This window comes from Modestobacter sp. VKM Ac-2979, assembly GCF_026967995.1.
In the GTDB taxonomy this organism is placed as follows: domain Bacteria; phylum Actinomycetota; class Actinomycetes; order Mycobacteriales; family Geodermatophilaceae; genus Modestobacter.
Genome location: NZ_JAPVBO010000003.1, coordinates 564,811 through 584,947, shown reverse-complemented (window position 1 = coordinate 584,947; position 20,137 = coordinate 564,811). Strand labels below are relative to the sequence as shown.

Genomic DNA, 20,137 nt, shown 5'->3' with positions numbered 1-20,137 from the left:
CGACGAGGGCCGCAGGACGGGTGACCACGGGACGTTGGTCAGGTGTGGGTGGGGACGTCCGCCCGGCTGGGAGGAGCGGTCATCACGACGGCGTCCGAGCCCGGGAACACCACGCTGGTCCGCTCGTCGTCCAGCCAGTGCACCGTCCACGGTGGTGATCCGTCCGCGTGCGGCACCTCGACGATCTCACCGGCCCGGACCGGCCGGTCCAGCAACCGGTTCCGGACGACGAGCCAGTTGCCCACCTCCGCGCGCATGGTCAGCGCCCCGCTTCCGCCGTCAGCGGGACCACCGCGAGCGGGCAGCTGGCCCGGTGGAGCACCCCGTGGGTCGTGGAGCCGAGGGTCGCCAGCCGGTGCCGCGGCCGGTGCCCGACGACCAGGAGCTCAGCGGTCAGCGAGGCCGCGAGCAGACCGTGGGCCGTGCGGTCGCGCAGCACCACCTCGCGGATCTCGACCTCGGGCTGCTCGTCCCGCCACCCGGCGAGGGCCTCGGCGAGGACCCGCTCCTCGCCGTCGCGGACGCTGCCCCAGTCCAGCAGCGAGCCCTCCGTCTCGAAGGCGGCCTCGAGACGGACGTCCTGCCAGGTGTGCACGGCGATGAGGTCCGTCGCCCGGACGGCGGCCTCGGCCACCGCGAAGGCGAGCACCTCCTCGTCCCCGGGACGTCCCTCGACCCCGACCACCACCGACCGACGCCGGCTCACCGTCACGGAGGTGTCGTCCGGCAGCACCAGCACCGGGCACCCGGCCGTGGTGACGACGGCGGTGGTCGTGGAACCGACCACCAGGCCCGCTACGCCGCCGACACCCCGGATGCCGAGGACCAGCAGCTGGGCATCGGCCGAGGCCGCGCGGAGCACCTCCGCGGGATCGCCCTCTACGACCGACTGGGTGATCCGCTCAGCGCCGAGGACGGCCCCCGCTCCGGCTGCGGCACCCCGGAGCACGGCCTCGGCGCTCCCGCGGAGCAGGGCGTGCAGGTCCGTGCCCGGCGGGGGCGGGGTGAGGACGCCGCGCAGCGGCCACGGCATGGCGTGCACCAGGTGCAGCGGTGCGTTGCGCAGCCGAGCCTCGTGGGCGGCGAGGCGTGCGCCCTGCAGCGACCGGTCGGAACCGTCCACGCCGGCGACGACCGGGCGGTCGGTGATGGGGTGGCTCATGGTCGCTCCTCGATCCGGACGGGCACCGCCAGTTGCGGGGTGACCTTCGCGGACGCGGATGCGGAAGGCCCAGGGACCTGCGGAGGCGGACCCAGGGACCTCCGTCCCTCCCGCTCCTCGGTGCCGCGCTGGCATGGTGGCAACGAGTCCCGGCACGCGGACCGGGCCGGGAAAGGGGAGCGCGATGTCCGTTGAGGCCGACGGGTCCGTGGGAACCGACACCGCTGGTGACCAGGACCCGGCCGATCGCGCCGGACCGCCGACCGTCGTCGTGGGGGTCGACGGCTCGCCGGGCTCTCGGGCAGCGCTGGTGTACGCCATCACCGCAGCAGCCCGGCGAGGTGCCGCGCTGGAGGTCGTGGCGACCTTCGCCCTGCAGGCGGTCTGGGTCGGCGGGTACCCGCTCGGGATGCCCGAGGTCGCCACCGTCCGCGAGGAGCTGGAAAAGCGGGTCGCAGCGCTGGTGGCCGAGGTGCGGGGCGATCCTGCGGTCGTCGCGGTCCCCGGTGCCGCCGACGTGCGCACGCGCCTGGTCATCTCGGTCGGCCCACCGAGCCAGCGACTGGTGGACGCGTCGGCCGCTGCCGACCTGCTCGTGGTCGGCAGCCGGGGGCGCGGAGCAGTGCGCAGCGCGCTGCTCGGCTCGGTCGCGCTGCACTGCGTGACACACGCACGCTGCCCCGTGGTGGTCGTGCACCCCGCCGCAGCAGGCCACCGGCGGGTCCGCACGGTGCTCGTCGGCATCGACGGGTCCGAGGCGTCCCGGGTGGCCCTGCGCGCGGGGTTGGCGGAGGCTGCCCGGCTGGACGCCGAGACCGTGGCGGTGAGCACCTTCGAGATGGCCGACCACTGGGTCGACCTGCGGACCGTGGTCGTGCCGACCGTCGACGAGGTCCGCTGGCAGGTGCAGAGCGGCGCCGAGGCCATGCTCGAGGACACCGTGGCCGAGCATCGGGCGGACCACGATGGGCATGCCCCGGCCGCACGAGCGGTGGTTGCCGAGGGGCCGCCCGCCGACATCCTCGTCCAGTGGGCTGCTGACGCCGAACTGCTCGTCGTCGGCAGTCGCGGGCACGGGGAGCTGCGGGGCCTGCTGGTGGGCTCGGTTGCGCTGGCCTGCGTCATGCACGCTGTCGGGCCGGTGCTGGTCGTGCACCCGCCGTCGGACCGGGTGGTCGTCCGTGCTGGGCAGGAGGCGGCCGCCGGTGGCTGACGTGTCCACCCCGGACCGACGTCTGCGCACGCGGCGGCTCCGTCGGCACCCGGCCCTGCGGGCCGGCGACGAGTTGACTCTGGGCGAACGGGCCGCCGACCGGCTGCGCAACGGGATGGGTTCATGGGGGTTCGTCTTCGCCGCGCTGCTGTTCCTGGCCGGCTGGATGATCGGCAACGGGACGACCGGGTTCGATCCCTACCCGTTCATCCTGCTCAATCTCCTGCTCAGTTGTCTGGCGGCGATGCAGGGCGCGATCCTGCTCATCGCCGCCAAGCGGGCTGACCAGATCGCGGGGGACCTGGCCGCGCACGACTTCGCCGCCGATCAGGACAGCGAGGAGCTGATCACGGAGGTCCGGGCGCTGGTCCGCTGCATCCACCGGCGGGTGGATGCGCCCGACCCCGAGCCGGAGGACTTCGCGCCCATGGCCGGTCTCCACCGGTGAGGGCCGACGGGTCCGGCCCCGGATCCGGCTGCGTGCTCCCGTCCGGCGACCACGACGCTGGCGCCATCCGGCGGACCGCGGTCAGCCGACGGCGGGGACGAACGTCCCTGCCGCTGGGGACCTGAGCCCGTCCTCGCCGGGTCGGCAGTCCGGACACCCTGGGTACCGACCCGGCGAGTGCCGCGGACAGAGGCAGAGGAGGCCGTCGTGGGCGATGGGACCAAGCACACCGACCGACCCGAGGGATCCGGGATCGTCCCCCGGCAACCACGGGTGGTGGTCGGCGTCGACGGGTCAGCAGGCGCACGTGCCGCACTGGTCTGGGCGCTGGGGACCGCGGCGCGCACCGGGGCGGCACTGGAGGTGGTCTCGGCGTTCCCCATCGACTTCTACTGGACCGATCCCTATCTGTTGGACCGGGGGCGGATCGAGGCGCTCCGCTCGGACACCGAGGCACGCACGCGGGAGCTGGTGGAGGCGGTTCGGCGGGAGCTGACCGTGGCGTCGGTGCCGGGTAGCCCCTCGGTCGTCGTCGAGGTCGTCGTCGTCCCCGGTGCGGCGGCCGAGCACCTGGTCCGGATCGCCGACGGGGCCAGCCTCCTGGTCGTCGGCAGCCGGGGACGGGGCGGCGTGCGCAGCACCCTGCTCGGTTCAGTCGCGCTGCACTGCTCGACCCACGCTGCCTGCCCGGTCGTCGTGGTGCACCCGTCGGAGGTGACCTCGACCCGACCGCGGGTGGTCGTCGGGGTGGACGGCTCCGTGGCATCGCGGGCGGCGCTGGTGGAGGCGGTCGCGACGGCGGCCCGGAGCGGCGCGGAGGTGGAGGCCGTTGCGGCCTTCCAGCTGCCGAACTACTGGAGCGAGATGTCCGTCGTGCTGGGCGAGTCGCTGCCGGAACTGCAGCACGCGGTGCGACGCCGGGCTGAGGACGAGGTCGCCGAGGTACTGGGTGACCAGCCCGTCGTCTCGGCCCGCGTGGTCACGGTGGAGGGGCCCGTGGGTGACGCTCTCGTCCAGCGGGCGGCAGGCGCGGAGCTGCTCGTGGTGGGCAGTCGGAGCCGCAACCGCCTCCCCGGCATGGTGCTCGGCTCCGCGGCGCTGCACTGCGTGGTGAACGCCCGGTGCCCGGTCATGGTCGTGCACCCGCCGGCCGAGGCGGACGCGCGGTCGGCACCGGCGACGTTGGCCGCCGCCGCGCACTGACTGTTCCAGCGGGCGGCCCGTCACCCGACACGGGTCGGCCGCCCGGTCCTTGGTCCGGGGAGGAGCCGGCGTGCAGGCATGGGTCGTGGACCGTCCGGGACCGATGGAGGACGGGCCGCTGAGCTGGATCGAACGGGCCGTGCCCGAGCCGGGGCAGGGCCAGGTGCGGGTCCGGGTGCGGTGCTGTGGGGTCTGCCGCACCGACCTGCACCTGGCGGCGGGCGAGCTGCCGCCACGCCGGCCGCGGGTCTCGCCCGGCCACGAGGTGGTCGGCCTCGTGGACGCGCTGGGCTCCGGTGTCGAGCACCTCGCCGTCGGGGACCGCATCGGCGTGCCGTGGCTGGGGCGGACGGACGGCTCCTGTCGGTTCTGCCGGCGCGGGGCGGAGAACCTGTGCCTGCACCCGGAGTTCACCGGGTGGGACGTCGACGGCGGCTTCGCCGACTTCTGTCTGGTCGACGAGCGGTTCGCTTACCGGCTGCCCGAAGCGCTGACCGACGAGCAGGCGGCGCCGCTGCTCTGTGCGGGGATCATCGGGTACCGGGCGCTGCGGAGCGCCGACGTGCCACCGGGTGGGCGGCTGGGGATCTACGGCTTCGGCGGCAGCGCGCACCTCACCGCACAGGTCGCGCTGGCCCAGGGGATGCGCGTCCACGTGCTCACCCGCGGTGTCCACAATCGCGGCCTCGCGCAGCGGCTGGGCGTCGACTCCGTCGGTGGACCGACCGACGCGCCACCGGAGCCACTGGACGGCGCAGTGCTCTTCGCCCCGGCGGGGGACCTCGTGCCGGCGGCGTTGCGCGCCCTGGACCGCGGCGGCACCCTCGCGGTGGCCGGGATCTGGCTGTCCGCCGTCCCGGCGCTCGACTACGCGACCGAGCTGTTCCAGGAGCGGCGGCTGCGCAGCGTCACCGCGAACACCCGGCAGGACGGCGGGGAGTTCCTGCAGCTGGCGGTCCGACTGGGCGTGCACGCCACGACCGTCGGCTACCCGATGGCGCAGGCGCAGATCGCGCTCGCGGACCTGGCCGACGGCCGGTTCAGCGGCGCCGCGGTCCTGCACGCCTGATCGGTCGGCTCACCGACCTGCCCGCCGCCCTTCCGTGCCCCGTCGCGCCCCCAGGACCTTGGCGAGTGCGTCCGCGGCGAGGACGGCCGGCACCGCACACCCCGCGATGGCCAGGCCGAGCAGGGACGGCGGTCGGTGGCCCAGCAGCTCGGCTACCGGGGGGATCGCCAGCAACGCGACCAGCACGACCAGCTCGACGACCACCGCACCGATCAGCAGCGGGTTGCTCCGCCAGCCCAGCCGCCAGGCCGGCCGCGTGCTGCTGCGGCAGGCGAAGGCGTTGGCGAACTGGCCGAGCACGATCGCGGTGAACGCCGCGCCGGACGCGGTGGCCAGCGCGGTGCCGGAAGCGGTCTGGCCGTAGCTCCAGCCTGCGCTCACCAGCACGGTCAGGAAGGCGGTCATCGCCACCGTGGCCTCCACCGGGCCGAGGAGCCCCAGTGCACGGGTGAGCAGGTGCCGGTCGACGAGGCGGCGCCGGGGTGGCGGGCCGTCCAGCACGCGGGGGGTCGACGGCTCGGCGCCCAGGGCCAGGGCCGGCAGCAGGTCGGTGGCGATGTCCAGGGCGAGCACCTGCAGCACGCCGATCGCCAGGGGGACGGCGCCCCCGGTGACGCTGAAGACCAGGAAGGGGGCGAGCTCGGCCACGTTGTCGGTCAGGTGGTAGGTGAGGAAGCGGCGGATGTTGGCGAACGTCGTCCGCCCCTGGCGCACCGCGGCCACGATGGTGGCGAAGTGGTCGTCGAGCAGCACCAGGTCGGCGGCCTGGCGAGCGACGTCGGTCCCGCTGCGGCCCATGGCCACCCCGACGTCGGCGGCCCGCAGCGCCGGCCCGTCGTTCACGCCGTCGCCGGTCATCGCCACCACGTGGCCACGCGCCTGCAGCGCCTGGGCGATGCGCAGCTTGTCCTCCGGGGCGACCCGGCACACCACGAGCCCGTCGCGGTCGAGCAGCGCGCCCAGGGCCGCGTCGTCCGGCGGGAGCTCCGCGCCCTGGACGATGCGGCTGGAACCCTCCTGCCACAGCCCGACCTGCCGTGCGATGGCGGTCGCGGTGGCACCGGAGTCGCCGGTGATCATGGCGACCCGGATGCCGGCGCGCCGGCACTCAGTGAGCGCAGGGCCGACCCCGGCTCGAGGTGGGTCCTCGAACCCCACCAGCCCGAGCAGCTGCAGTTCCTGCTCGGCCTCGTCGGCGTCGGCGGTGGGCGGCAGGTCCACCGTCCGGACGGCGACGGCGAGCACCCGCAGACCGCCCGCCGCCAGCCGGGCCACCTCCTCGGCGGCGTCGGCGGCGGTGGTGCAGCGGGGGAGCACCGCGTCCGGGGCGCCCTTGACGGACAGTTCACCGCCGGCCAGCACCGACATCCGTCGCCGCCGAGGATCGAAGGGGAACCGCCGGGTGGCGGGCTCGCCGTCGGGGGCCGGGGCACCGACCCGGCGGGCGAGGGCGTCCAGCGCCGCCTCCATGGGGTCCCCGGATGCGGTCCACCCGTCCTCGGACTCCCGGATCTGCCCGGTCGAACAGCGCACCGCGGCGCGGGCGAGCCCCCGTGCCGCCTCGATGGCCGCGGCCGGCCCGGTGACCTCACCGGTCGGTTCATAACCGACGCCGGTCACCTCGACGCGCCCGGCGGGGGTCCAGACCGTGACGACCGCCATCCGGTTCTGGGTGAGGGTGCCGGTCTTGTCCGTGCAGATGAAGGTGGTCGACCCGAGCGTCTCCACCGACTCGAGCCGGCGCACGAGCGCCTGCTCCCTGGCGAGCAGCTGGGCACCGCGGGCCAGGGACAGGGTGACCGTGGGCAGCAGCCCCTCGGGGACGAGCGCCACGGTGACCCCGACCGCGAACAGGAACCCCTCGCCGGCCGGTAGACCCAGGAGGAGACCGATCCCGAAGCAGCCGACGCCCACGCCGACGGCGAGCACGGTGATCGTCCGGACGACCCGGTCCAGCTCCCGGCTCAGCGGGGTCTTCGCCCGTTGGACGGAGCGCGTCATCGTGGCGATGCCGGCCAGTCGGGTGTCGCCGCCGATGGCCGTGACGGTGGCCGATGCCTCGCCCTCCACGATGAAGCAGCCGGCCGATCCGCTGTCCCCGCCGGCCTTGTCGACCGGTTCGCTCTCCCCGGTGAGCATCGCCTCGTCCATCCGCAGGCCGTGCACCTCGTGGAGCACCAGGTCGGCGGCCAGCCGGTCCCCGGCCTCCAAGAGCACCAGGTCACCGACGACGAGGTCGACGGCATCCACCTCCTGCCGCTGCCCGTCACGGACCACCGTGACCCGGTGGGGGACGAGGTCGCGCAGCGCCTCCGCAGCGCGGTCCGCCCGGTGCTCCTGGACGAAGGCGAAGCCCCCGTTGAGCAGGACGACGACGACGATCGCGACACCGAGCTGTGGCATCCCCCCGACCACGGCTAGGACGGCGGCACCCCACAGCAGCAGGGCGAAGAAGTGCACGAACTGCTGGACCAGCAGGCGCACCGGGGACGGTGCGCCCTGCTCAGGCAGCCGGTTGCCGCCGGGCACCCGGCGCTCGGCCACCTCGGCGCCGGTCAGGCCTCCTGGTGCTGCGATCGGACGCTCCCCGGTCAACTCGATCCGGTCCACCACCGTTCCTCCCGTTCCTCTCCGGCGGGCAGCCGCCGGGTGACCTGACCCTGCGTGCCCACCGGCCGTGGGGACAGGGACCAAGGACCGTGTGCTGACGGATCCATGGGCCGCAGAGTCGGCCTGGGCGCGATCCCTCGCGCCCGGACGACGACGGAGGAGGACCCGATGGACGCCAGGATGGGCAGGAGGAGGGCACCGTGTTCGGGGTCGGTGTCCGTGCAGGGGGTGGCGGCCCGGCGGGTGGCCACGGGCGCCGGAGCGGCCGGAGCGCTGGCAGCGGGGTCGTTCGCCATGGGTGCGCTGACCGTGGGTGCGGTGACGATCGGGATGGCCCGGGTCGGCCGGCTGACGGTACGGCGTGCCGACATCCGGGACCTGCGGGTGGCCCGGCTGGAGATCGGGGAGCTGGTGCGCCCCGCTGCAGCGGAGCGCGGCTCGGCGGAGGTGCAGTGGTGACCGGGGACGCCGGTGCGATCCGCACCACGGGTTTCGGGATGGGCGTCCGCGTGGACGTCCCGTTCGCGGATGCCGTCCAACGCACCCGGGCCGCGCTCGCCGATCAGGGGTTCGGGGTGCTGACCGAGATCGACATCGCTGCCACGCTGCAGGCCAAGCTGGGGGTGGAGCTGCCGCCGCAGCTGGTCCTGGGCGCCTGCAACCCGGGGCTGGCGCACCAGGGGCTGCTGATCGAGCCCGACCTCGGCCTGCTGCTGCCCTGCAACGTCGTCGTCCGGTCAGTCCCGGACGGCGGGACGCTGGTGTCCACGCTGGAGCCGTCCGTGCTGGTGGGGGTCACCGGGCAGGCAGCCCTACAGCCGATGGCCGCGGAGGTGCGGGACCGCCTGCGCGCAGCCCTGGACGCAGTCGCCGGGGGCTGAGCCGGACCTCCCGGTCGTCGGCGGTCGGTCGCCCGCGACCGTCCCTGGCCGCGGACGCAGCCGTCCGACTAGGGTCCGGACCACCGCGAGAAGTGCGGTGCGGGACGAGGACCTCGAGGCTCCCATGGCGGAACGCGATGACCCGGACGTCCCGGGGCCGCGGCGGGACGACGAGCCACGGCTCTCCTTCCCGGACCGTCCCCGGCTCGAGTTGGACCAGCTCCTGGTGCAGCTGGTCGACCGGGCGCAGGAGGTGATCGGCACCCAGGGCCGGCTGCGCGGGCTACTGCGGGCGAACCAGCTCGTCACCAGGGACCTCACGGCCAGCACCGTCGTGCACCGGACGGTCGAGGCCGCTCGGGACCTGCTCGGCGCGCGCAGCGCCACATTGGAGATCGAATCCCCGGCGGGCACGCGCGCTCGGCCGGCCGTTCGCAGCACCGGCCGGGGCTGCGCACGGCCGGATGCGGGCATGGACGTGCCGATCCGAGTCTTCGGCGACGCCATCGGGACGCTGCACCTCGAGGACAGCGACCGCGGGGGCTTCACCGCCGAGGACCGGGAGCTGGCCCAGGCGCTCGCGTCGACCGCCGGCGTGGCGATCCACAACGCCCGGCTGTACGAGTCGGCCCGTCGCCGCGGTGAGTGGCTGCAGGCCTCGGCGGCGATCACGCGCGAGCTGCTCTCCGGCACGGCCAGTGGCGACAGTGCCCTGGACCTCGTCGCGCGGAGCTGCCGGGACGTGGCAGGGGCCGACGTGGTGGCCGTCCTGCGGCCGGACCAGGGCGGGCACCGCGACCGGCAGTTCCGCGTCGAGGTCCTCGTCGGTGCGGAGGGCATCGCAGTCGAGGGCCGGCCCGTCCCCCTGGCCGGGACCCTGCTCGGCCGCGTCCTCGCCGGAGGTGAGCCGATCGCGGTCACCGACGACACCCTCGACGAGGAGCCCGGCGCGCTGCCCTGGACCGGACCGGAGGTCGGCAGCGTGTTGGCGGTCCCGCTGCGCGGCAAGGACACGGCGCTCGGGGTGTTGTGCGCCGCGCGGCTGCCACGCCGGCCGGCGTTCTCCGGCACCGACGTGGAGATGGCCGCGGGCTTTGCCAACCAGGCGGCGGTGGCGATCGAGCTCGCCGAGGCGCGGGCCGAGCAGCAGCGTGCTGTCGTGCTGGATGAGCGGGAACGCATTGCCACGGACCTGCAGGACACGGTCGTCCAGAGGCTCTTCAGCATCGGGCTGTCGCTGCAGGGGCTGCTCGCCGCACTGCCGGACGATCGGGCGGCCGAGCGGGTACGGGCCACCGTCGACGACATCGACAGGACGATCAACCACATCCGGGGCACGGTCTTCCCGTTGGGCACCGTCGCGGCTCGGGTCGATCCGCGGGACCAGCTGCTCGACGCCATCGCGGAGGCAGGAGCGGTCCTCGGGTTCGAGCCGGACGTGCGGTTCGCCGGGTTGCGCGCCGGGCGGCTGGCCGAGGACCTGGCCGAGGACGTGGCGGACGTCGTCCGCGTGGCGTTGCTGGACGTCGCCCGCCGGGGACGGGCGAGGACCGCGGCGGTTGACGTGATGGAGGACCGCGACGGCCTGGTCGTCCACGTCCGGGACGACGACGCCGAGGGAGCCGACGAGGCCGGGGACGTGTGCGGCGAGCTGCGCCGCCGGGCGGAGCGGCTCGGCGGCACCGCCACCGTCAGCGCCGCGACACCGGCCGGGACGTCGCAGTACTGGTGGGTGCCCCGCCGCTGACCGGTACGCCGACGACCAGCTGGAGCAGGGCGGCGATCGTCACGCCGGCGGCCGCTCCACCGATGACGTCCAGGGGCGCGTGGCCACCCAGGTAGACCCGGGCGACGCCGTTGAACACCGCGAGCGCCAGGACGACGGCCTGCCAGCGCCGGCTCAGGTACGGCGTGAGGAGCATGAGGACGCCGAAGGCGATGATCGCGTGTCCGGAGGGGAACGACAGCCCCGCCGAGGGCACGTCCCGCAGCACCGCGCCCGGGATGGTGGTGCCCGGACGTTCCCGCTGGACCAGTGCCTTGAGCACGCCGTGCTCGACCAGCAGCTTCACCGGGACCAGGGCGGCCAGCGCGAGCACGAGCCGCCAGCGGCGCAGCACCGCTGCCGGCACGGCGACCAGCAGCGGCATGCCCAGCACGCCGAGCAGCTGGAACCCGTACAGCGGGGTCCGCCAGGCATCCGGCCAGCCGTTGACGACCCGGAACACCGCCAGCTCCGCCTCACCGACCCGGCCGGACGCCACCGCCCAGCAGCAGACCGCGGTGCCGGCCAGGGCCACCGCGGCGACCGCCGCGTCCCGGCGCCGACGGCGGACGGGTGTCCTCACCGGATCGACAGCGCCGGTTCGCCCGCGGGGTCGGGCAGCCGGCCCAGGCCCCGCCGCCACAGCACCCAGGCGACCACGCCGGAGGGGATCGGCAGGAACCAGGTGAGGAACCGGAAGATCAGCACGGCACCGGTCGCCGCCGCGGCACCCACCCCCACGGTGGTGAGCCCGGCCACGTAGCTCAGCTCGGCCACGCCCAGCGCCCCGGGCGTGATGGGCACCAGGGTGACCAGCCGGGTCAGCGCGAACACCGCCAGCACCCGGGCCCAGGAGACGTCGGCGCCGGCCCCGCCCACGCAGCGCAGCGTGGTGAGCAGCAGCAGGAACAGTGCTGCGTGGCTGCCGATCGCGGCCAGCGTCAAGGCGGTCCACCGACGGTGCAGCAGCGTCCGGGAGTCGGCCCGGAACCGGTCGACCCGCGCGACCCAGCCATGGGGTTCCCGGTACCGGAGCCGGCCCGACCACCGCCGGGCCATCCGTTCAGCGACACCGGCCAGCCCGATAGCGGCCTCCCGGTGGACCAGGACGGCGGTCAGCAGGCCGATGGCCACGGCGAGCACGCCGGCGCCCAGCACGGCGGCGACGACCAGCGCGCGGTTCGCGTCACCCGTGAACGCGAGGGCCGACAACGCCACGACCGGCGTCCCGAGCTTGACGAAGTTGTTCCAGATGCCGGTCACGACCACGGCCCGGGTGATCTCGGCGGGGGAGTGGCCGAAGGAGTGATGCATCGCCGCCGTCGTGCCCACCCCGAAGGCGAAGCCGGCCGGCACCGTGTTGCTGACCGCCGTGGACGCCTGGTCGGTCATCAGCGCCCGCCACCAGCGCAGGCCGGGGAGTGCGATCACCCACAGCGGCGCGTAGGAGACCAGGTTGACCAGGGCCACCGCCGCCAGGACGGTGGTCTCCACCCAGGTGAGGGCGAGCACCAGGTCCCAGGCCGCGGAGTAGTCACCCACGTGCGGGAGCACGCCGGCGAAGACGACGGCGACCACGAGCAGGCTCAGCGTCGCCCGCGCCGCCGGGCTGGTGCACGCCCGCCGGAGGCCGCCGGTCATCGTGGACCGTGTCGTCGGGCGCTGATCAGGAGCGCCCCTCCGCCGACCGGCAGCCAGAAGGTGAGCAGCCGGTACAGGAGCACGGCGGCGCAGGCGCCGGGCAGCGGGGCACCCAGCGCGGTGAGCGCGAGCAGGAGGAGGACCTCGCCGGCTCCCGGCAGGGACAGCTCGGGCACGAGGACCCAGAGCAGCCGCAGGAGGGCGTAGACCGTGGTGCTGGCCAGCAGTGGGACGTCTGCGCCAACCGCGTGCAGCGCTGCGGCCAGGGCTGCACCCTCCAGTGCGATGCCGGCCGCCGACCAGCCCGTCAGGGCGATCCAGCGGACTGCGTGGGTGGCGGTGCCGAGCGGGTGGGGTGCTCCCCTCCTCAGCAGCCGCGGCCCCGGTGCCGGCTGGTGGTCGTGCCGGGTCAGCAGCTGGCCGAGGACCACCAGCAGCAGCGCGCCCGCCCCGACCAGAGCGACCGGGACCGAGGACTCCGGCGCCCGCCAGTCGGACAGACGGCCCTCGATCAGCCCGAGCACGAGGGCGGTGCCTGCGACCAGGACCGCCCCGAACACAGCGCCCTGGGCGGTTCGCACGGTCGCCCGCTCCGCCGTCGGGGGCAGCACCCCGGCGTCCTCCAGGAAGCGCGCGGCGACCTGACGACCGCCGGGCCGGCCGCGCAGCACGCTGGCGCAGTCGGTGGACATGGTGGCGCCGAAGGCGCGGCCGAGGGCGATCCGCCGTTCCACGCTGACCAGCACCGCGGCCGCCACCGCGGCACGGCCCAGCAGCGCAAACGCCAACGCCCCGCCGAGCCACCGCCACCCGCCGCGCTCGACGGACTCAAACACCCCCGTCGGGCCCGCGATGGCGATCAACCCGGCGAAGACGACGATCGCCGCGCCGACCGCCGCGGACCGCGCCGGGGCGCCCACCCGGAGGGCGCCGGGACGGTCGGGGTCCGGCAGTCCGAGTTCGGCCCGGACCCTGGCCCGGAGCTCGGTCAGCCCGGTACCCCGCCGGCGCAGCTGGGTCCGGGTCGCGGCCGACAGGGACAGCGGGGTCAGGCCCGGGAGCGCACCGGCGACCGCGTCGGCACCCAGGGCGGACACCGCGGCGGGGACCAGCACCCCGACGTCCGTGCTGCCCGCCAGCGAGGCGAGCAGCTCGGCGACGTCACCGGCCAGCGCGTCGGCGTCCGCGCCGACCTGGGCGTTGCCGAAGTCCAGCAGCCACGGCTGCCCGTCCGGATCGACCAGGACGCTGGCGGCGACCAGGTCGTGGTGGGCGATCCGGGCCCGGTGCAGCAGCGCCACCTGCTCCCACACTCGGCGCAGCAGCTCCGGGGTGAGCTCGGCGGGCGACAGCTCGTCCAGCGGTCGGCCGGGGAGCAGCTCCTGCACGACCACTGCCCCCCGGTCGTCGCCGCGGGCCAGCAGTACGGCCGGCACGTGGACGCCCCGCTGCCGGGCGGTCAGCGCGGCCACCGCCTCGTGTTCGGCCCGCTGTCCGAGCGGGGCCAGCGCATCGGCGTCCTTGACGTCCCGGACCGCCACCCAGCGCGCCACCCGGTACAGCCAGTCCCGTTCGTAGCGGTCGGGGTCCAGCACCTTCACGAAGACCGGGCGGCCCTCGGTACGGCCGGTGAGGGGATGCGAGCTCATCGCGCGCACGCCGGCCGTACGCAGGTCGTCCACCGGGAGCCCGAACCGGGACAGCAGCGCCGCCACCCGGTCCACCGGCGGCTCCCAGCGGGGCACCCCGAACAGCCAGTGCACCAGCGAGCCGATGGCCCAGCCGGCGGCGAGCCCACCCAGGACGTCCAGCGGCAGGTGCGCGCCGACGTGGATGCGGGCCAGGCCCACCGTCCAGGCCAGCGCCCACACCCCCCGTCGGGAGCGCCGGGAGAGGTGCGGAGCGGCCGCGGTGGCCAGGGCGGCCGCGACGGCGGAGTGGCCGGAGATGAAGCCCAGGCCGGTCACCTGCTCGTTGAGCACGTCTCCCACCGGCAGCCCGATCGGCCGCTCGCGTTGCACGATGCCCTTCACCAGGTCCGCGACCAGGTAGGCCAGGGCGCCGGAGACGGCCAGGTCGCGGGCCAGCCGGAACCGCCGGGCCAGCACGGCGACCGCCGCCAGGGTCGGCACCGCGACGACGTTGCCCAGCTGCATGACCAGCCAGACCACCGGCATCAGGAGCGTGGGCAGGTCGTTGACGAGCCGGAAGAGGTCGCGTTCGACCAGCGAGATCTCACCCCGCCGGGCGATCAGGAAGCCGATCCCCAGCACTGCGAGCCCGAGCCCGACCCGCACCAGGTCCCCGGCGTGCCGGTGCGGCCGGGGAGCGGCCTGCGGGGCGGTCGGGACGTCGGCCGCGGGCGACTGCCGGCGAGGGAGGAGGTGGACGACCATGCCGTCAGTCCACCGCGCCGGGGACGGCGGTCAGCAGGGTCTTCCGGCCCCGGTCCCGGGCACGGTGGTCCCGCCTGGTCAGTCGACGGCGACGGTCGTCGACCAGGAGACGAGGACCTCGCCGTCCCAGGTGCGCCCGGTGAGCTCGACCCCGATGGTCGGACCGCCGTCGTCCTCGACGTCGACCGTGCCGAACTGTCCGGCGCCGGGGAAGGCGCCCTCGCTGTACGGGCCGCCCTTGACCGATCCCGGCCGGTCCAGTGCGGCGGCATGCAGCAGCGGGAAGCCGGCGCCGCCGCCGGTGCTGTAGTCGGTGTTCGTCCCGTCGTCGACGGCGACCATGTGCGCGTCACCGCTGACCATCACCAGGTCCTCGATGCCGTGCGCGGCGATCACGTCGGCGATCTCCCGGCGTTCGGCGGCGAAGCCGCCCCAGTCGTCGCGGCCCGGCTCGGCCGGCGCCAGCCAGGGGTCGGGGTTGACCCACACCACCAGCGCCGCCTCGCGGGAGGCACGCACCAGCTCGTCCTGCAGCCAGGCCAGCTGCCGGGCGCCCAGCATGGAGTCCTCAGTCCGTTCCGAGCGAGTGTCGGTGAGCAGCACGCGCACCCGGCCCACGTCAAAGGCGTGATAGATGGCCCCGCCGCGGCCCTCGGCCAGGGGGTGGGAAGGCACGTGGCTGCGGTAGGCGGCCCGCGCGGTGGACCGGACCGGGGAGGTGGAGTCGGAGTCGTTGCCGGCGTAGTCGTGGTCACCCCAGACGTAGGCGACCGGCACCTGCCGGTACAGCGCCGCCTGCGCGGGGGCGCTGAGGGTGTCGGCGTACCGGTCGCCGAAGACGCCGGCGTCGGTGCGGGTGACGTTGCCGTAGTGCAGGTCACCGGTCTGCAGGTAGAGCAGCGGGTCGGCGGCCCGGATCGCGTCGAACACCGCGCCGCTCGACCCGGTGCGGGCGCACCCACCGACCGCCAGCGTGAACGACGCCGGGCCGTCGGGCACGGTCGAGAAGCCGCCCACGCCGCGCGCCCGGTCGGCGACGCCGTCGACCACGACCGCGAACCGGTAGCGGGTGGCCGGCGTGAGCCCGTCGACGGCCAGCCGGGCCACCCCGTCGTCGGCCGTCGTCACGGCGGGGGACCGGTGCTGTGCACCGTCCGGGCCGGTGACCAGCCACCGCACCTCGCTGCCCGGTCCGACCTGGGCGACGGCGCGGGCCGACCGGTCGGTGACGCCTCCGGTCCACACCCACTCCACCCGGTCCACCGGCAGCGCCACCTGACCGGACAGCGGGGCGGCCGGTCCGTAGAGCCGGTCGTGCACGGCGGCCCCGGCGGTGTAGGTGCCGGCCAGCAGGGTGGCGGTGACGACGGCGAGCACCGTGACCGAGCGCAGCGTTCGGCGGTGCTGCCAGTGCAGCCAGAGCCCGACGGAGGGGGCGAGGAACGCTCCGGCGATGAGCACGCTGACCCACGGCTGGTACGCCACGGCGGCGAACACGGCCAGCGCCAGACCTGTCACCGCCACCAGCGCCGCGCCGGTCGCCTCCCAGCGCAGCGCCACCAGCCAGGCGACCGCGGCCAGCCCGAGCAGCGCCAGCTGCACGGTGCGGGAGGTGGTCGGCCCCATGGCCTCGCCTTCCGGGCTGACCGGCAACCCCTCCACCGCCGCGAGCCCGGCGAGCACGACCAGCACGGCGGCCAGGCCGAGCCGGCTGGCCCGGCGGATGCCGGCCAGCAGCGACGGGTCGAGCGGGAGCAGGCCGAGCCGGTCGGCACGCTGGGCCGGCGCCCATGGGCACCCGTCGCAGCGCTCGTGCAGCCGGCGGTGCTCCAGGGCCCACCAGGTGGCCAGCACCAGCCCGAGCCCGACCAGCGCCCCGGCGACCACGTCGGAGGGCCAGGAGACCCGGGCGCGCACAGTGCCGGCCGCGACGACGAGCAGGGCGGTGCCGGTGATGGCCAGCGTGGCCAGCGCCCGCCGGCGCCGGCGGGTGCGCACGAACACCGCCAGCGGGAGGAACCCGGCGATCAGGGTCGCCTGCAGCACCGGGCCACTGGGCAGCGAGTCGGTGAGCCCGGCCAGCGGTCCGTCCGGTGGGTGGGCCCGCTCGACGACGTCGGTGAACCAGGTGGTCAGCACCAGGGAACCCAGGACCACGGCCAGCTGGCCCAGCGCGAACGGCGGGCAGCGCATGGCGAGCAGGGCCAGCAGAGCCGTCACCGTGACGGCCACCGGGACCTGGCCCAGCAGCTCCCAGCGGAGTGCGGTGCCGCTGGCGCCAGTGACCTCGTCGTCGAACTCGTCGAGGAGCTGCGGTGCCCCGGCGGTGGTGAACACGAACTGTGCGGCTGCCGCGCCGGTGAGCACGGCGGCCCAGCCGAGCAGCAGCACGGCCAGCCGCCGGCGCTCGCCACCGGCCGGCTGAGGCACCTGACCGAGCGGGGTGCGGGCCAGCAGCGGGCGGAGGACACGCGGCGGTTCCGGCCACGTGACGGCCAGCACGGCCGAGGCCACGGCGACCGCGGCGATGGCGGCGGCGGCCAGCAGCAGCGCCGCGTACAGCCAGCCGACCTCGCCGCCGAACAGCCCCGCCGGCTGGGCGTAGTTCTTCGTCGCGCCCCGCGCCCCGTAGACCGCCAGCCCGCCGGTGGTCAGCGCCAGCAGCAGGTAGTGCACGCGGGGGCGCAGACCGGCCAGCAGCGCCCGGTCCGGGTCGGCGCCGGTCACGGTGAACTGCGCCGCTGCGCGTGCCTCCAGCGTCGTGCGGCGGTCCCGGCCGCGCCGGTGCCGGCCGTGCAGTGCGTCCCGGAGCAGGGTGACCGCAGAGACCAGCACCCCCACGCCCATGATCGCCGGCACGAAGATCTGCGCCCGGTCGACGTCGGCGTCGGCCCACCAGTCCTCCTTCACCCGACGGCGGTTCACGACCGGGCCCCGGGGTCCTCGGCGTGCACCGTGACGACTCCTGCGTCCCCGTCCACGGTGACCCAGCGACCGTCGAGCACGGCGGTGGCACCGGCCAGGTTCAGCACGCCCGGCAGCCCGAGCTCACGGGCGACGATGGCCGCGTGCGACAGCGGGCCGCCCCGCTCGACGACGATCGCACCGGCCCGCAGGAACAGCGGCGACCAGCCCGCATCGGTGGCGGCGGCCACCAGCACCTCACCGGGGGCCAGCCGGTCCGGCAGGGGCTCGCGGACGACGCGGGCCCGCCCGGTGTACCGGCCGGGGCTGGCCGCCCACCCGGTCAGCGTGTCGCCGGTGGGCGGCTCGGCCGGGCGGGCCGCGGGGCTGCCGGTGAAACGGACCGGCAGGGGGGCATCGCCGGCCCGCTGCTGCAGCCACCGCCGGCGGCGGGCGAGCACCGCCGGTGGGGGAGGGTCGCCGGCCAGCGCGCCGGGCAGCTCGGCGGCGCCGAGCAGGTCGACGTCGGACTCGGTCTCCAGCACCCGGGCCAGGACGAGTCGGCGACCCAGCTCCAGGTGCACCCGGCGGACCTCCCCGCCCAGGGCGAGCACCGCTGCCTTGACCTGCTCCCGGCGCGCCAGACCGTCGGTGGCATCGGTGATCAGCCGGCGCAGCACGTGCATCCGGATGTCCACCACCTGCCCGGTCAGGATGCGCACCCGCCGCCAGCCGGGCCGGGAGCGCAGCCCCTCCTCCAGGTCGCGGCGGGCCTGGTCACGCTCCGTCCGCCGGGCCTGCCGGGCGGGCAGGGCGGCCACCCCGCGCTCGGCCCACGTGGGCCCCGCGAACACCGCGGCGCTGGCCGAGGCGGACCGGCTGCGCGGCCGGCCCGCCCCGGTCGTCACCCGCTGCGCCGCCCCGGCGGCCAGCTCCTCCCCGAGGTGGCCGGCGAGGGTGCGCTCGAGCTCCTGGTAGGCAGCGACGGCCGCCGAGGCGACAGCGAACTCAGTGGTCATGGTCCGCGCCCCCAGGTGCAGCAGCCGTTGCCGGTAGGCGAGCACCGCCGCGGCGTCCAGCGCATCCAGGTCTGGCGGTGCCGCGAGGGCTGCATCGACGGCCGCGACGACGACCGCGGCCTCCGCTGCGGCGGCGCGACGGGCCGCGGCCGCCCGCAGCTGCACCCGTGTGGTGCGCCACCACCGCGCCCGCACGCCCTCGTCGGCGCCGGGCAGCGCCGAGCCGAAGTACTGCCGTTCCAGTTCCGCCTCCGAACCACCCGGGACCGCCCGGGCGGCGGCCTTCAGCAGGTCGAGATCCAGCGCCGCCCGGCCCTGCACCCGCCGGACGAACTCGTGCGGGCCGCACCGGTCGGCGGGCAGCTCCCACAGCCTGCCGAGCACGCTGCGCAGCGCTTCCTCGACGAGGAAGGACGCGACGTCCCACACCAGTGGGGGCAGCAGCCCGGGAAGCGTCTCGCCGATCCCGGCGGTGGTCAGCTCCGCGCCGTCGAGGGGGGTGTCGCTGCCGTCGTCCGTCCGGGCCGGCCCGGTGGTGATCGGCCGGGCCTGCACCAGCCAGGTCCTCGTGCCGTCCCAGGCCCACTCGACGTCCTGCGGTGCCCCACCGACCGCCCGCTCCACCCGCAGCGCGAGCGCGGCCGCGTCGAGGACCTGCGGCGGCACGTCGGCCGGTGCGTCGTCGGCACGCGGCAGCAACCAGACCTCCGGGGTGCGGTCCCCGGAGACGAGCGCCTCGCCCAGCTCGGGCACCGCCTCCACGCGGACCGACCCGACGGACCCGCCCGGGTCGACGGTGAACGCCACCCCGGCCGAACGGGCCGGCACCATCCGCATCAGCACCGCCGGCATCGCCACGTCCTCACTGCTGATGCCCCAGGCCCGTCGGTAGGCGCAGGGGGCCGGGTGCCACAGCGACGCCCAGGTGCGGCGCACCGCGTCGAGCACCCGGTCCGGCTCGACGTCCAGGCTGGAGTGGTACTGACCGGCGAACGACGCGTCGGCCATGTCCTCCACGGTCGCCGACGAGCGCACGGCGACCCGGCCGCCCCCACCCACCTCGCGGGCGGCCGCCACCAGGCGCTCGGCCAGGCTCGCGGGCACGGGGACGTGCTGGAACTCCGTGTCCACCTCGTCAGCGGGGACGACCTCGCCGGCCTGCAACCGGGCCAGCAGGCCGGCCAGCTCCGGCTGCGCAGCCACGGACCGGTAGGCGGACGCGGTTACGACCGCGGTGTCGGGCACCGGGAAACCGGCCTGGACCAGCCGGTCTAGCGAGGCGGCCTTGCCGCCGAGTTCCTCCCGCGGGCACGGGGTGCCCGGCCGCAACCCCAGGACGTCGGCGCTGACGACCGCCACGTTCACGGCCGGGTCCCCGCAGGGCTGGTGTCGTCGACGAGGCCCGCACGACAGGCGGCCACGCACCGGTCGGCGAGCCGGTCGACGGTCTCGCCGGTGGCCCCGGCGCGGAGGCGCAGCCACTGCGCCAGGTCGGGCCGCAGCACCACGGCCGACCGGTGCCGGGCCTCGGTGCCCAGTGCGGCGGCCATCAGCACCAGCACGGCGGTCAGCAGCACCACCAAGTCGGTGTCAGCGGCTCGGGCGGCGTCGACGACGCCGACCCCGGCGACCACCAGTGCCACCAGCAACAGGACCCCGGTGCGTGTCATGCGGACCTCCTCGGTCGTCCGGGACCGGACCCCGCCGACGCTAGGACGACCGCGCGTCGCGGCCCCCCGGTCGTTCGACCCCGAGCGGCGGGACCTTCGGCGCGGCTGGCCGGGGACCGTGGAGCCCTGCGGCGGACACGGGGCCGCGCAGCACGA

Annotated in this window: 16 protein-coding genes; 7 read left to right on the top strand and 9 right to left on the bottom strand. The window is 75.7% G+C overall.

Going from position 1 to position 20,137, the window contains the following annotated elements:
• Positions 1 to 38: 38 nt before the first annotated feature.
• Complete coding sequence (locus O2W15_RS11525) at positions 39 to 257, bottom strand: DUF1918 domain-containing protein (RefSeq protein ID WP_269164317.1); 219 nt, start codon at positions 255 to 257, stop codon at positions 39 to 41.
• A 2-nt stretch (positions 258 to 259) separates the two neighbouring features.
• Positions 260 to 1,162, bottom strand: a complete 903-nt coding sequence (locus O2W15_RS11520; protein ID WP_269179526.1) for a universal stress protein — start codon at positions 1,160 to 1,162, stop codon at positions 260 to 262.
• Between the two features lie 184 nt (positions 1,163 to 1,346).
• On the opposite strand from O2W15_RS11520, the gene O2W15_RS11515 reads away from it, so the two are divergent.
• The 4 genes from O2W15_RS11515 (at position 1,347) to O2W15_RS11500 (ending at position 5,095) form a co-directional block, all read left to right on the top strand.
• Positions 1,347 to 2,375: a universal stress protein gene (locus tag O2W15_RS11515; protein ID WP_269179525.1), complete on the top strand. Its 1,029-nt coding sequence runs from the start codon at positions 1,347 to 1,349 to the stop codon at positions 2,373 to 2,375.
• The gene (locus O2W15_RS11510) at positions 2,368 to 2,823 is read left to right on the top strand and encodes a DUF1003 domain-containing protein (RefSeq protein WP_269164320.1); all 456 of its coding nucleotides are present in this window, start codon (positions 2,368 to 2,370) and stop codon (positions 2,821 to 2,823) included. Before O2W15_RS11515 ends, O2W15_RS11510 begins: the two co-directional genes overlap by 8 nt.
• A gap of 207 nt (positions 2,824 to 3,030) precedes the next feature.
• A complete protein-coding gene (locus O2W15_RS11505; RefSeq protein ID WP_269164321.1) occupies positions 3,031 to 4,026 on the top strand; it encodes a universal stress protein in 996 nt (331 codons plus the stop codon).
• 70 nt (positions 4,027 to 4,096) lie between these two features.
• Positions 4,097 to 5,095: a zinc-dependent alcohol dehydrogenase family protein gene (locus O2W15_RS11500; protein ID WP_269164322.1), complete on the top strand. Its 999-nt coding sequence runs from the start codon at positions 4,097 to 4,099 to the stop codon at positions 5,093 to 5,095.
• A 9-nt stretch (positions 5,096 to 5,104) separates the two neighbouring features.
• Here the strand turns inward: O2W15_RS11500 and O2W15_RS11495 are convergent, their stop codons facing one another.
• Positions 5,105 to 7,705 (bottom strand): cation-translocating P-type ATPase, encoded by a 2,601-nt coding sequence (locus O2W15_RS11495; RefSeq protein ID WP_269179524.1) that lies wholly within the window; start codon positions 7,703 to 7,705, stop codon positions 5,105 to 5,107.
• A gap of 168 nt (positions 7,706 to 7,873) precedes the next feature.
• Here O2W15_RS11495 and O2W15_RS11490 point away from each other — a divergent pair, with 168 nt between their 5' ends.
• From O2W15_RS11490 to O2W15_RS11480, 3 genes are all read left to right on the top strand, one after another.
• Positions 7,874 to 8,164, top strand: a complete 291-nt coding sequence (locus tag O2W15_RS11490; protein ID WP_269164324.1) for a hypothetical protein — start codon at positions 7,874 to 7,876, stop codon at positions 8,162 to 8,164.
• The gene (locus O2W15_RS11485) at positions 8,161 to 8,586 is read left to right on the top strand and encodes a DUF302 domain-containing protein (protein WP_269164325.1); all 426 of its coding nucleotides are present in this window, start codon (positions 8,161 to 8,163) and stop codon (positions 8,584 to 8,586) included. Before O2W15_RS11490 ends, O2W15_RS11485 begins: the two co-directional genes overlap by 4 nt.
• A 124-nt stretch (positions 8,587 to 8,710) precedes the next feature.
• Complete coding sequence (locus tag O2W15_RS11480; protein ID WP_269179523.1) at positions 8,711 to 10,333, top strand: sensor histidine kinase; 1,623 nt, start codon at positions 8,711 to 8,713, stop codon at positions 10,331 to 10,333.
• On the opposite strand, the gene O2W15_RS11475 is transcribed toward O2W15_RS11480, so the two are convergent.
• The 6 genes from O2W15_RS11475 to O2W15_RS11450 form a co-directional block, all read right to left on the bottom strand.
• The gene (locus O2W15_RS11475) at positions 10,278 to 10,934 is read right to left on the bottom strand and encodes a phosphatase PAP2 family protein (protein WP_269179522.1); all 657 of its coding nucleotides are present in this window, start codon (positions 10,932 to 10,934) and stop codon (positions 10,278 to 10,280) included. The two genes, O2W15_RS11480 and O2W15_RS11475, sit on opposite strands and share 56 nt — an antisense overlap.
• On the bottom strand, positions 10,931 to 11,992 hold the full coding sequence (locus O2W15_RS11470; RefSeq protein WP_269164328.1) for a lysylphosphatidylglycerol synthase transmembrane domain-containing protein: 1,062 nt from the start codon (positions 11,990 to 11,992) through the stop codon (positions 10,931 to 10,933). Before O2W15_RS11470 ends, O2W15_RS11475 begins: the two co-directional genes overlap by 4 nt.
• Positions 11,989 to 14,388: a phosphatase PAP2 family protein gene (locus tag O2W15_RS11465; RefSeq protein WP_269179521.1), complete on the bottom strand. Its 2,400-nt coding sequence runs from the start codon at positions 14,386 to 14,388 to the stop codon at positions 11,989 to 11,991. Before O2W15_RS11465 ends, O2W15_RS11470 begins: the two co-directional genes overlap by 4 nt.
• 78 nt (positions 14,389 to 14,466) lie before the next feature.
• Positions 14,467 to 17,313: an alkaline phosphatase D family protein gene (locus O2W15_RS11460; protein ID WP_269179520.1), complete on the bottom strand. Its 2,847-nt coding sequence runs from the start codon at positions 17,311 to 17,313 to the stop codon at positions 14,467 to 14,469.
• Positions 17,310 to 19,676, bottom strand: coding sequence for a PEP/pyruvate-binding domain-containing protein (locus O2W15_RS11455; RefSeq protein ID WP_269179519.1), 2,367 nt, complete (start codon positions 19,674 to 19,676; stop codon positions 17,310 to 17,312). The genes O2W15_RS11460 and O2W15_RS11455 overlap by 4 nt, the downstream gene beginning before the upstream one ends.
• Positions 19,673 to 19,981 (bottom strand): hypothetical protein, encoded by a 309-nt coding sequence (locus O2W15_RS11450; RefSeq protein ID WP_269179518.1) that lies wholly within the window; start codon positions 19,979 to 19,981, stop codon positions 19,673 to 19,675. Before O2W15_RS11450 ends, O2W15_RS11455 begins: the two co-directional genes overlap by 4 nt.
• Between the last annotated feature and the right edge of the window lie 156 nt (positions 19,982 to 20,137).

Coding starts and splice junctions, on each gene's coding strand:
- O2W15_RS11520 (WP_269179526.1), bottom strand. CDS start 1,162: ATGAGCCACCCCATCACCGACCGCCCGGTCGTCGCCGGCGTGGACGGT.
- O2W15_RS11490 (WP_269164324.1), top strand. CDS start 7,874: ATGGACGCCAGGATGGGCAGGAGGAGGGCACCGTGTTCGGGGTCGGTG.
- O2W15_RS11525 (WP_269164317.1), bottom strand. CDS start 257: ATGCGCGCGGAGGTGGGCAACTGGCTCGTCGTCCGGAACCGGTTGCTG.
- O2W15_RS11450 (WP_269179518.1), bottom strand. CDS start 19,981: ATGACACGCACCGGGGTCCTGTTGCTGGTGGCACTGGTGGTCGCCGGG.
- O2W15_RS11470 (WP_269164328.1), bottom strand. CDS start 11,992: ATGACCGGCGGCCTCCGGCGGGCGTGCACCAGCCCGGCGGCGCGGGCG.
- O2W15_RS11465 (WP_269179521.1), bottom strand. CDS start 14,388: ATGGTCGTCCACCTCCTCCCTCGCCGGCAGTCGCCCGCGGCCGACGTC.
- O2W15_RS11515 (WP_269179525.1), top strand. CDS start 1,347: ATGTCCGTTGAGGCCGACGGGTCCGTGGGAACCGACACCGCTGGTGAC.
- O2W15_RS11480 (WP_269179523.1), top strand. CDS start 8,711: ATGGCGGAACGCGATGACCCGGACGTCCCGGGGCCGCGGCGGGACGAC.